We start from the raw sequence: 12,060 nt of genomic DNA, 5'->3' as shown, positions 1-12,060 counted from the left end.
AGTGACCCAATGCCCCTATGACAATGGGTTTCGTACGTCGGGCCGAATGGCCCTTCGACCTTGCGAAAGGTAAATTGATGCCAGAGGACGAAGACAAATTGACCAGAATTGACGACAACGTGGCCCGGAACACGCTGGGACGACGGAGCTTTCTCGGCGGTATGACCCTGGTTGCTGCGGCAGCGGTGACCGGCACGGCCCCGGCATTGGCTCATGCGTCGAAGCGTCTCCATTCTACGGCCGGAACCACCCTCGAGCAGGTGGGCCTGCGGGATCCGGGCAGCGGATACCGCAGACTCAAGGCACAGCGCGGGTACCCGCTCGTTGTGCGCGAGGAACTTGCCAGGGGCAAGAGCGGGCGTGACGACCGACGCCACGGCTTGGCGTCGGTCGTTCAGCTCACTGACCTGCACGTGACCGATGTGCAGTCGCCGATGCGGGTCGAGTTCCTGCACCTGCTAGCTGGCCCGGCCTTCCGCCCGCACGAGGCCTTGGGTCCACTTGCCACGGCCTCCTTGGTGCGTCGCGTCAATTCCCTCCGGGGCGGTCCGGCCACTGGACGGGCTTTCGACGCTCTCGTCAGCACGGGTGACAACACCGACAACCATGAGCACGTCGAACTCGACTGGTACCTCACCTTGTTGGCCGGGGGCACGATCGTCCCGAATACTGGTGCTCGTGATCGCTGGGAGAGTGTGCAAACCTTCGGGGATCCGCTGTTTTACAATCCTGAAGCGCATCACGACGACATGTACAAACGTGCCGGCTTTCCTCAGATCGACGGCTACTTCCGTCGCGTCATGGCTCCGGTGTCGTCCTCGGGTGTGAAGATCCCGTGGTATGCGGTGTTCGGAAACCACGACGACTCAGTCCAAGGCACGCTGCCTGCTGATTGGGAATTTCTGAAGGCGATGTACACCAGCGATCGAAAGATCACCGGTTTCGCCAGTGACAGGGACGCCAAGGCTTACGTCCAGGCAGCCCAAGGCGGCGGACCGGTCGCGCTGTCCAATGATGCCGTCTCGCTGACTCGGCGGGTCACTGCGGATGAGCGGCGCGTACCCTTCACTCCTTTTGAGTTCATCCAGGCTCACTTGCGTGAGGGTGCTGATGGTGCGGGTCCGCATGGTCACGGTTTCAGCGAAAATGACCTCAACGCGGTACGCGGTTACTACACCTTCCCGATCGCAGAAGGCGTGACCGGTATCAGCCTGGACTCCACCAACCGGGCCGGCTACACCAATGGTTCCATCGACGACCGTCAGTGGAAGTGGTTGAAGTCCGTGCTGCGCGCCGGTAGCAGTGTGTACTACGACGATCTGGGTGTGCGGCATCATCACGACGCCAGCGACACCATGTTCGTCCTTTTCAGCCACCATGACTCGAAGACGATGAACAACCCCGTCCTCCCCGGTGACGGCACCGGTATTCGTCATCTCGGCCCTGAACTGGTGTCCCTGCTCTCGCACTACCCGAATGTGGTCGCGTGGGTCAACGGCCATGTGCATGCCAACAACATCACCGCTCACCGGCACGCTCTCGACGCCCGCCGTAGCTGGTGGGAGATCAACACGGCGTCGCACGTCGACTTTCCCCAGATGGCCCGTGTCATCGAGCTTGCCGACAATCACGACGGTACCGTGAGCATCTTCACGACCTTGATCGAGTCCAATGCTCCTTATCAGGCCGACTACGACACCACAGACCCGGATGGTCTGGCCAGTCTGTACCGAGAGTTCGGGGCAAACGACATCCATACGATGGCACGTAGGCTTGGTACATCGGTCGATCACAACACGGAGTTGCTACTGGCGCATCCGTGGGCCTGAGGCACCTCCAGACCGAGAACGTGTCGGGCCCCGCCTTTTCAGGAGGTGGGGCCCCTAATTGTTGGTGTCATACGGAAGGTTGACACGTGACGTCGTGGGTCTTTGCTGGTCTTGTCCTCGCCGCCTTCATGGCAGGGTGGGTCAACGCCGTCGTGGGTGGGGGCGGACTCATCATGCTGCCGTCCTTGTTGGTTGGCTTGCCGACCGAGACGCCGGTGGCGACGATCGTCGGGACGAATAAGACAGCCCAGGTCGTCGGGAACCTCACCGCTGGAGTGGGGTACTTGCGCAAGCAGCGACCGGACTGGCGGATGTTTCTCTCAGCGGCCGGCATGGCCGTCATCGGCGCGGTGATCGGGGCTCGGATCGTCACTTACATGTCCCGAGCGGTCTACACGCCCATCCTGCTCATCGTCCTCGTGGTCATAGGGATTTACACCTGGAGACGACCAGCCCTGGGCGTGAGCTCGCACGGAGAGGGCGGGAAACACCCCCTTCTGGTTCCGATCATCGGCCTCTTCCTGGGGTGTTACGACGGGGCCATCGGACCGGGGGTCGGGACCTTCTGGGTACTCACCTATGTCGCCGTGGGCGGCTATTCCTTCCTCAAGGCCTCCGGGATGGCCAAGATCTGCAACACGGTGACGAACCTCGTCACGATCACGACGCTGGCCATTCACGGTCACGTCTGGTGGCACGTCGCCTGGCCGCTCGTCATCGCCAACGTCGTTGGTGGGTTCATCGGCGCTCGGACCGCCATGAAACATGGCAATGGTTTCGTCCGGACGATGTTCCTCATCATCACCAGCGTGCTGGCAGTACGGATGCTGGTTCAGCTGATCTGGGGAGTCTAAGTCGTGTTGCCGCCGGGGCGCGGCTTCCTGCTCACACCCAGCCGGGCCAGATCGTCACCCCAGTGCCCAGATGGGCAAGGACCTCAGTCTGGCTGGCCATAGCGGCGACGGCGTGCGGACGTGCTGGCGCCGGGCTCGCGGCTGTCACCCGGCCCCAGCCAGACAGCACGTTGTCTTCCAAGTCGGACCACAGTGAACGGGTCGCTGCCGCATTGGCAGGAGGTGTCGACATGGGGTAGCCAGGCAGATCAGGGGTCGGGGTGGCAGAGGCCTCGCGGATTCCCCGACGGACCTCGGCGCGCTGGGCGATGACCTGGTCGCGTCGCCGCCATCCCCAGGCGCGAAGCGGGTCTCCCTCGGCAAGGCGACCGATACCCCATTCCAGGCCTGCCACGAGGGCATTGAGATGGGTCAGGAGCGCCTGCTGGGCATTGACGAGAGGTTCCTGTCCGACGGAGACCGGGACAACCTTGGGCGTGGGACGTGGAGCGGGGGCGTCGGGGTCGAAAGCTGAGCAGAACACCGAGAGACTGGCCCACACCAGGGATTCCGAGGGGTCACCTGCGGCTCGGCAATTCGACAGATATTGGGTAGCGGCAGCCTTTTCGTGACGCTGCAGCAAGGCAACTGGCGATCCCTGTCCGGCGGTCAACGGTGAAGGTGAGACCGAGGGGGATGGAGAGCCTGTGTTTCCGGAGAAGGGGTCAGTCTGGCTCAGCACCTGACAATGCCGATGATGGGCAGCGGCGACGCGCTGGTACATCACCTTCCGGCTGCCACCGACGGTACTCGCGGCTTTCGTCGCCAACTGCGCCAGAAGGGCTTCCTGGGACACGGCATCGCGACGTTGTGGGGTTGCGCTGGCAATGGTTGAGCGCACCGGGATCGTCCTCTTGCCGGACTCATGATCGCAACCTGCCAGCCCGACGGCGACGAGACTGGCTCCACTGGCAAGAAGGGTTCTCCGAGCGATCATGTGCTCACCCTATCCATACTGAAGCTATACCTCCGACCTGACACCAGGGATCACCCAGGTGGGGAGGCGATGACATCCAGGTGACAGGACTGAGCGGCTAGACTCGGTGCGGACAATTTGCAACGACAACAGGATGAGACACAGATGAATGCAGAGAGGCTCACCAGCCTGCTGGAACCGGTCGTGTCCCAGCTCGGGCTCGAACTCGATCGCGTCGAGGCCGTGCCTGCCGGACGACGTCGCCTGGTACGAGTGACGGTCGACGGGGATGGCCCTGACGGCCACGGACCCAGCCTTGACGAGATCTCCGAGGCCACTGCCGAGATTTCCCGCTGCCTCGATGATGCCGATGCCATGGGGGAGTCGCCGTACACCCTCGAGGTGTCTTCGCGTGGTGTCTCCACTCCGTTGACCCAGCCACGTCACTACCGACGCAACGTCGGACGCTTGGTGCGGTTCGCCCTCAACCCAGCCGAGGGGCAGAAATCCGGGGAGACCTTCGATGGCCGCATCATCGCGGCCACGGAGGAGAAGGTCACCCTCGAGGTCGAGGCAGAGAACTCGAAGCCTCACAAGCCCGTGTGCACCACCCGCGAGGTCCAGCTGGCTGACGTGGCGAAGGCCATCGTGCAGGTGGAGCTCAATCGTCGCGACGCACAGGCGTCGGAGGAGGAGAACTGAGATGGACATCGACCTGTCGACCCTGCGCATGATCGAGCAGGACAAGGACATCCCGCTCGATTACCTGCTGACGACCTTGGAGGATGCTCTCCTCAATGCCTACGACAAGACGGATGCTCCTGCGAAGGGTGCCAAGGTCCAGCTCGACCGCAAGACCGGGAACGTCGCCGTCATGATCCCGGAGAAGGACGAGGAGGGGGAGATCGTCGGCTGGTACGACGGCACCCCCGATGACTTCGGGCGCGTGGCTGCCTCGACGGCTCGCCAGGTGATCTTCCAGCGTCTGCGCGAGGCCGAGGACGAGCAGAAGTACGGCCATTTTGCGGCGGTCGAGGGTGACGTCATCACTGGCGTGGTCCAGCAGTCCTACCGCGACACCCGCACGGTTCGCGTCGATCTGGGCGCCCTCGAGGGCATCATGCCCCCGGCTGAGCAGGTTCCCGGTGAGGACTACTCGCATGGCCGTCGTATTCGTGTCTACGTCGTGGCAGTGCGGAAGGAGGCCCGCGGCCCGCAGGTGATCGTCTCACGCACCCACCCGAACCTGGTGCGCAAGCTCTTCGCCATGGAGGTACCGGAGATCGAACAGGGTGTCGTCGAGATCAAGGCCCTGGCTCGTGAGGCCGGTCACCGCTCCAAGATCGCCGTCGTTTCCCACAATCCCGACGTCTCGGCCAAGGGCGCCTGCATCGGACCGATGGGTCAGCGAGTGCGCGCCGTCATGCATGAGTTGGGCGAGGAGAAGATCGACATCATCGACTGGTCGGAGGATCCCGGCGAGTTCGTGGGTGCGGCTCTCTCGCCTGCCAAGGTGGCGTCGGTGACGGTCATCGATCCCAAGGCCAAGGCTGCCAGGGCCGTTGTCCCGGACTACCAGCTCTCCCTGGCCATTGGACGTGAGGGCCAGAACGCCCGTCTGGCAGCTCGTCTCACCGGGTGGCGTATTGACATCCGTCCTGACAACCAGGTCTGAGACCGCTTGAGGTAGCCGACGACGTCCGACCTTCCCCGCGAAGGTCGGGCGTCGTGCCTTTGTCCCTCCCTCTGGCCTAGGGTTGTCGGGTGATCAGACGACCCCAACGCACCTGCGTCGGATGCCGACGCGTCGACGATCCAGCCCACATGAGGCGTTATGTGCTGATTGACGGGGTCGTCGTGGCAGACCTGACTGGCAGTGCAGCTGGAAGGGGAGCTCACGTCCATCTTGACGATGAGTGCTGGAAGCGCGCCGTGGCCGGGGGATTCGCGCGATCCTTTCGTCAGCGGGTGACCGTCGACCAGATTGGTGGGTGCAAGTGACCAACGCGGTGAATTGGGCTCAACAGGACAGTTTCGGTAAAGTTGTTCCTGCATGTCCGCCGGGAGGTCCGGCGGCCTCACCGAATCGTGTCCCTGGACGGTCGGTCATTCTGGCTCGAAGGGACTGAATAGGAAGTGGGCACAAGCTCATGAACACTCGATGAGTTCGCACCAATGAGGATTCACAACAACTAGGCCCAGGTCCACCGCGGCCGGGCCCGAAGGAGAGTAGTGGCCAAGGTCCGCGTCTATGAGCTCGCGAAGGAGCTCGGACTGTCAAGCAAGCAGCTTCTGGGGAAGCTCAACGACATGGGCGAGTTCGTCCGTTCGGCTTCCTCAACCATTGAGGCACCAGTTGTGCGGCGACTGCGTGACCAGATCGGTTCGGCTGAACCGACTGGCGACGCCAAGCCCGCGAAGCCTGCGGCTCGCAAGTCGCAGGCAGCATCCAAGGGAAAGTCCAAGGAGACCCCGTCGGCCAAGCCGATTCCCGGTCCCAAGCCGGGCCCCGCGCCGAAGCCGGCGCCTGGTCCCCGTCCCGGTTCCAGCGGAGGCCCGAAGCCTGGGCGCAGCTCTGCAGCTCGCACCAGTGCGACTCCGCGTCCGGGTCTCATGAAGTCTTCCGGTGGCTCCAAGAAGCAGGAGACCCCGGCACCGAAGAGCGACGCCAAGCCGGCTCCCAAGCCTGGTCAGAACGCCGCCAAGCCCCATGCACCGACCCCCGGCCCCAAGCCTGGTGGGTCGGCCAAGCCTGCCACCCCGAAGCCGGGTGCCCGTCCGGGCCCGCGCCCGGGGGGATCCGGCGGGCTGCCGTCGGGTGCTCGCCCCGGTCCGCGTCCGGGTGCTGGTCGTCGTACCGGAACCCCGCGTCCCGGGAACAACCCGTTCGCCTCCAGCCAGGGAATGGGCCAGTCCCGTCATCGCCCTGAGGGCGGGCGGCGCTCCGGTGGAGCTCCTCGTTCAGGTCAGGGCGAGCGTATGCCGCGTCCGGGCGGCAGCCAGGGATCGCGTGGCGGTTCCGGTATGCCTCGTCCGAACCCGGCCATGATGCCGAAGCACCAGTCCTCCCAGATTGGTCAGGCAAGTACTGGTCGTGGTGGACGCGGCGGTGGCCGTGGTCGCGGTGGATCCCGTGGTGGCGGTTTCGGCGGTGGCTTCGGCGGAGGACCTCGCGGTCCCGTCGGCGGTGGTCGCGGTGGTCGCGGTGGTCGCGGCACCCAGGGTGCCTTTGGCCGTGGTGGTTCCCGTCGTGGTCGCAAGTCCCGCAAGCAGCGCAGGCAAGAGTTCGACGAGATGCAGGCGCCGCTGGTCGGCGGTGTGCGCGTCCGCAAGGGCAATGGTGAGACCATCCGACTGCGTCGTGGTGCCTCGCTGACCGATCTCGCCGAGAAGGTCAATGCCGAGCCGGCGCAGCTCGTGCAGGTGCTGTTCAACCTTGGCGAGATGGTGACTGCCACCCAGTCGGTGTCCGACGACACCCTGGAGATCCTGGGCGGCGAGCTCAACTATGACATTCAGGTCGTGTCCCCGGAGGACGAGGATCGCGAGCTGCTGGAGTCCTTCGACCTTGAGTTCGGCGAGAACGAGGGCGATGAGGAGGATCTCGTCGCACGTCCACCGGTCGTCACCGTGATGGGCCACGTCGACCACGGCAAGACGAAGCTGCTGGACGCCCTGCGTCACACTCATGTGGTGGAGGGCGAGGCCGGTGGCATCACCCAGGCCATCGGTGCTTACCAGGTCGAGACCGAGGTCGACGACGTCGAGCGCGCCATCACCTTCATCGACACGCCGGGTCACGAGGCCTTCACGGCCATGCGTGCTCGTGGCGCCAAGTCCACCGACATCGCGGTGCTGGTTGTTGCTGCTGATGACGGCGTCATGCCGCAGACCGTTGAGGCGTTGAACCACGCCAAGGCTGCCGATGTGCCGATCGTCGTGGCCGTCAACAAGATCGACAAGCCGGAATCCGATCCGGACAAGGTGCGCGGACAGCTCACCGAGTACGGCTTGGTTCCTGAGGAGTACGGCGGTGACACGATGTTCGTCAACGTCTCCGCTCGTACCCACGAGGGTCTTGACGACCTCCTCGAGGCCATCGTCCTGACCGCTGACGCGGCGCTGGACCTGCGTGCCAACCCGGACATGGCTGCTCAGGGTGTTGCCATCGAGGCCCACCTTGACAAGGGTCGTGGCCCGGTGGCCACCGCCCTCATCCAGCGCGGAACCCTGCACATCGGTGATTCCATCGTTGCTGGGTCTGCCTACGGACGTGTGCGCGCCATGATCAACGATCAGGGCGAGAGCGTCGACGAGGCTGCGCCGGCCGCCCCGGTGCAGGTGCTCGGCCTCACCTCGGTGCCGGGCGCCGGCGACAACTTCCTGGTCGTCGACGATGACCGGATGGCTCGCCAGATCGCCGAGAAGCGTGAGGCTCGGATGCGTGCTGCCCAGCAGGCCAAGTCGTCGCGTCGCAAGACCCTCGACCAGCTGTTCGAGCAGCTCGAGAAGGGCGAGACCGAGGAGCTGCTGCTCATCCTCAAGGGTGACGGCGCCGGCTCGGTCGAGGCCTTGGAGGATGCCCTGGCCAAGATCGACGTGGGCGACGAGGTTGACCTGCGCGTCATCGACCGTGGTGTCGGTGCCATCACCGAGACCAACGTCTCGCTGGCTGCCGCCTCCAACGCCGTCATCGTGGGCTTCAACGTTCGCCCGACCGCTCATGCCCAGCGCATGGCCGACGAGGAGAACGTCGACATTCGGTACTACTCGGTCATCTACGACGCCATCGACGAGATCGAGGCCGCCTTGCGAGGCATGCTCAAGCCGATCTACGAGGAGAAGGCAATGGGCACCGCGGAGATCCGCCAGATCTTCCGCTCCTCGAAGGTTGGAACGATCGCGGGCTGCATGATCACCGACGGCACCATCCGTCGTCATGCCAAGGCCCGTCTCGTCCGCGACGGCGTGGTGATCCAGGAGACCGAGATCAACACGCTGCAGCGCGAGAAGGATGCCGTCACCGAGGTGCGTGAGGGTTACGAGTGTGGTCTGACCCTGACCAACTACTCCGACATCCGCGTCGGCGACGAGGTCCAGTGCTACGAGATGGTGGAGAAGCCTCGCGACTGAGCTTGGTCACTGTCCTGAACGGGGCGTCCACGTGGAAGCGTGGTCGCCCCGTTCGTGTGTTCCCGACTACTTGACCCATCGTCACCCGAATGATAAAATCCCCCTGCTCGGTCGGCAAAGAGGCTGGCCTTGCCCCCTTGCGTATTCTTTTGGATGGATGGTTGATGAATGTACAAAAGAGCCGAATTGTAGTTTTGTTGATATCTGCGGTGTCTATCCTTGGCTTGTTCTTTGCCCTACCGGGATTTGCAGACACCGCCAGGGCGACTCCTATGACAACGTGGAAGAACTTGTCTGTCAAGGGAGGATCGGCGACAGCATCAGGAAAAACCCGAGGATACAAGCGAGCCGTCATGTCATCGGATGGCGTCTGGCATTCGAAGGCTCAATGCATCTTCAGTGTCTCAGGGCACAAGAAGTCCGACAGGGGCGGTTACGGAAAGGTCGACGCATCCGTTCTTTATTACAAATGCCAGCCCATGCCGGGTGCGAACTGTATTCCAAAAGTTTTGAGAACGAGCGCATCAGGAACCACTGGTCGTTTGGTTAGTGGAAAATCGAAGGTATACACTGCGGGTGCTAAGATTCATGTTGGTCGCAATGAAAGAGGTGGCTGGCGGCGCTCGTCCAAGCTGTGCGTAGATCTTGTGCTTCGACATGACTCATGCAGTTCTGAGCTGAATTGGTGAATATGAGTGCAGTTGGCCTTGACGATGTGGTGGTCCGGTATCGCTCTGGCTGGCAACTCGGTCCGGTGTCGGTTTCCTTTCCTGTCGGAGTGAGTGCCCTCATAGGTCCCAATGGCGCAGGTAAGACGACCATGCTCGGGATACTTACTGGAACCACCACACCGAAATGCGGGACATTGCGTCGAAATGGCAGATTGATAGCGCGGCGCGGTGAGTATTCACGATATCGGTCGCATGTGGGTTATGTTCCGCAGGAATGCTCGTGGTCGCCGTCGTGGGCCGTCGAGGACTTTCTTGCATTCTGCGCACGTATGTATCGAGTATCCTCAGCTGATATTGAGCGGCGCTGTCAAGCCGTCATGTCCGAACTGAACATTGATCAATTTGCCCGCCAGTCCATCGGCACCCTGTCGGGTGGCCAGAGGCGTCGGGTCTTCCTCGCGGCGGCTCTGGTCCACGACCCCGAGATACTTATCCTTGACGAGCCCACCGTGGGCCTGGACCCAGGGGAGCGCATCTCATTTCGCCGTCACGTGGTCGAGCAAGCAGCTTCACGGGTCGTCGTCCTGTCCACTCATCTCATGGATGACGTCGCCCTGTCCGCAGACCGGGTGCATCTGGTCGATGCGGGGCGCATAACCTGGAGCGGTACGTTGCCCGAATTGATGGCCGCAGCAGGGGAGTCCGATTCACAGGACCATTTGACAGTGGCTGAGCGGGGCTATCTGTACCTGATGCAGGGTCGCGCAGAGTCCGGGCTCTCCGAGGAGGACCGATGAAAACCTGCTGTCGGCAGGCCGTCTGGTCCGGGCTGGGGCTTGCCGTGCTGTGGATCGCCACGAGCGTCGGACTGCTGCAGATGTATCACCATGCGTGGAAGTTCTTCGCCTTGACCACGGGGAGTTTCTCGGTGGACACGGTCATCCTGTCTCCGCTGTGCTGCGCAGCTGGGGCAGCCTACGGTGCCCGTCTTCGCCGCACCGGGGTTACGACTACGTCCCGAGCCTGGCCGCGCAGTGCCACCTCCGCCATCGTCACCATCTGGGTCGTGGGTGTCGGAGTCGTTCTGCTCCTGTCGGCAGGTGTGACGGTAGCTGTCCTGGCGTGGCTGGCCGCCGGTGACGCCGATCCGCGACTCGTGATGGGTCCGGTCCTCACAGCCATGGCCGCTACGGCGTTTTTGGCCCTTGGGGCCGTCCTTGGAGTGGTGGCTGGTTCCTATCTGCTCGCCGCAGTCGCTGCCATTGGAGTCTACTGTGTGACGTCGACCATTCCTGGGGCTGCGGATCTGCTCATTGGGTGGTCCGGTCCGGCGGCCATCGACGGCGCCCCCTCGCACCTCACCTGGCAGGCCATCGTGTTGTGGGCCGGACTCGATTGTGCCGTCATCGTCGTCTCGTTGCTGCTCGTGACCGTGGTCACGACGCCCGGTGGTGGGCATTGGTGGCGGTGGCTCGGTGCGGCGATTCTGGTGGCAGTGATTGCCGTTGGCGCTACAGCGACGATTCAGTTGGAGGATGTGTGGGAATCCACGGGTGATTGGCGGTGCCGTGAGGCCGGTAGGCACGGATCAATGGCATGCGTCTCCGGTGACATGTCCTGGCGGCTGGAGGAGTATGCGACGGCGATGGGTCGTGTGGATGACCTCCTGATGGCCAGCGGGGTCCAGAGACGCATTGTCTACGCCCCCGAGGGAGGGCCTGGCCGGTCCGGGTACCTGCCGGTGTGGACGCAGGTGTCGACCTCGTCCACGGCGAGCGAATGGGCTACGGATCTCACCGGGCCCCTGCTGGTCGACAATCTGTTGGGAGTCGAGGATTCCAGCTCCTCACAGTGTGACGGGGCGCTCGAGAACTTTGACGACGCGCTGGTGTCGGTCATGGACGGTCAACCCCTCGCTCCGGACTCGTTGCGATCCATGGTGTCACGGGTAAGGGCTTGCCAATGATGCGTCGGCTGCCCTCCTTTGGATGGTTCCTGCGCAGTCGCGGTCTGGTGGCCGTGGTGGTCTACCTGGCAGTGGGAGTGGTCTGTGCCCATCAGCTTGGTGGCGACCTCGTCAACGTTCCGTTTGCCGGCAGCAGGTCAGTTGATGTGGGGCTGGGGTCCTCGAGCCTGAGTGGCATCCTCGCCTCCGTGTTGTTCTCCTCCCCGGACCCGCAACGAGAACAGGCCTTCCCCGACCGCCCCATTCGCGCCATGAGGGTGGTGTGGGCCGTCATCGTTCTGGTGTGGCCAGTGGCATGGGTCGTGCTGTTCAATTGTGACCAGCCCGATTCTCAGTGGTGGGTGCTGTGGTTCGCGCGCAACCAGGCCCTGCTGGTGGGACTGGCGATGGTCGCTAGCGTTGTGCTGTCGGTGGCCTGGGCGTGGCTGCCGGGAACCATCTTCGTCCTGTCGTGCTGGGTCATCGGCACGAAGGATTCCGCGGCGACTCCCTACTGGTGGGCGCTGCTGAACCAGAGCCCTCTCGCCCCCCTGAGCCTGGCCGTTTCGGCCGCGTTGGTCGTCGTCGGGATGGTGCTGCAGTGGCGTACCCCCGGACCCCCGCGTTGACACTGGTTGCCGCGTGCGTCGGTGGGGACGGTGTGCAAAAATGG

At 63.5% G+C, this 12,060-nt stretch carries 10 protein-coding genes; 9 read left to right on the top strand and 1 reads right to left on the bottom strand.

Annotated features, from left to right (window positions below):
- The first annotated feature begins 74 nt into the window (after positions 1-74).
- Positions 75-1,829: a TIGR03767 family metallophosphoesterase gene (locus HMPREF9153_RS00590; RefSeq protein ID WP_174266647.1), complete on the top strand. Its 1,755-nt coding sequence runs from the start codon at positions 75-77 to the stop codon at positions 1,827-1,829.
- An 86-nt stretch (positions 1,830-1,915) separates the two neighbouring features.
- Positions 1,916-2,683 (top strand): sulfite exporter TauE/SafE family protein, encoded by a 768-nt coding sequence (locus HMPREF9153_RS00585; RefSeq protein WP_004808689.1) that lies wholly within the window; start codon positions 1,916-1,918, stop codon positions 2,681-2,683.
- Between the two features lie 31 nt (positions 2,684-2,714).
- Here the strand turns inward: HMPREF9153_RS00585 and HMPREF9153_RS00580 are convergent, their stop codons facing one another.
- Positions 2,715-3,659 (bottom strand): DUF4439 domain-containing protein, encoded by a 945-nt coding sequence (locus tag HMPREF9153_RS00580; protein ID WP_004808688.1) that lies wholly within the window; start codon positions 3,657-3,659, stop codon positions 2,715-2,717.
- A gap of 144 nt (positions 3,660-3,803) precedes the next feature.
- Between HMPREF9153_RS00580 and rimP the strand changes: the two genes are divergently transcribed.
- The 7 genes from rimP (at position 3,804) to HMPREF9153_RS00545 (ending at position 12,016) form a co-directional block, all read left to right on the top strand.
- Entirely contained in the window at positions 3,804-4,340 is a 537-nt protein-coding gene (rimP, locus tag HMPREF9153_RS00575) for a ribosome maturation factor RimP (protein WP_004808687.1), read from the top strand.
- A 1-nt stretch (position 4,341) separates the two neighbouring features.
- Positions 4,342-5,313 (top strand): transcription termination factor NusA, encoded by a 972-nt coding sequence (nusA, locus tag HMPREF9153_RS00570; protein ID WP_004808686.1) that lies wholly within the window; start codon positions 4,342-4,344, stop codon positions 5,311-5,313.
- 89 nt (positions 5,314-5,402) lie between these two features.
- Positions 5,403-5,639 carry a YlxR family protein gene (locus HMPREF9153_RS00565; protein ID WP_036901333.1) on the top strand — a complete coding sequence of 79 codons (237 nt, stop codon included), beginning with the start codon at positions 5,403-5,405 and terminating at the stop codon, positions 5,637-5,639.
- Between the two features lie 231 nt (positions 5,640-5,870).
- On the top strand, positions 5,871-8,771 hold the full coding sequence (infB, locus tag HMPREF9153_RS00560; RefSeq protein WP_004808684.1) for a translation initiation factor IF-2: 2,901 nt from the start codon (positions 5,871-5,873) through the stop codon (positions 8,769-8,771).
- Between the two features lie 691 nt (positions 8,772-9,462).
- Entirely contained in the window at positions 9,463-10,239 is a 777-nt protein-coding gene (locus HMPREF9153_RS00555; protein ID WP_080564843.1) for an ATP-binding cassette domain-containing protein, read from the top strand.
- The gene (locus HMPREF9153_RS00550; protein WP_004808682.1) at positions 10,236-11,408 is read left to right on the top strand and encodes a hypothetical protein; all 1,173 of its coding nucleotides are present in this window, start codon (positions 10,236-10,238) and stop codon (positions 11,406-11,408) included. Before HMPREF9153_RS00555 ends, HMPREF9153_RS00550 begins: the two co-directional genes overlap by 4 nt.
- Positions 11,405-12,016 carry a hypothetical protein gene (locus HMPREF9153_RS00545; RefSeq protein ID WP_004808681.1) on the top strand — a complete coding sequence of 204 codons (612 nt, stop codon included), beginning with the start codon at positions 11,405-11,407 and terminating at the stop codon, positions 12,014-12,016. Before HMPREF9153_RS00550 ends, HMPREF9153_RS00545 begins: the two co-directional genes overlap by 4 nt.
- Positions 12,017-12,060 lie beyond the last annotated feature (44 nt).

The sequence above is a fragment of the Cutibacterium avidum ATCC 25577 genome, from assembly GCF_000227295.1.
GTDB classification, from domain to species: Bacteria; Actinomycetota; Actinomycetes; order Propionibacteriales; family Propionibacteriaceae; genus Cutibacterium; species Cutibacterium avidum.
The sequence above is the reverse complement of the archived record's forward strand: the minus strand, read 5'-3'. Positions and strand labels throughout refer to the sequence as shown.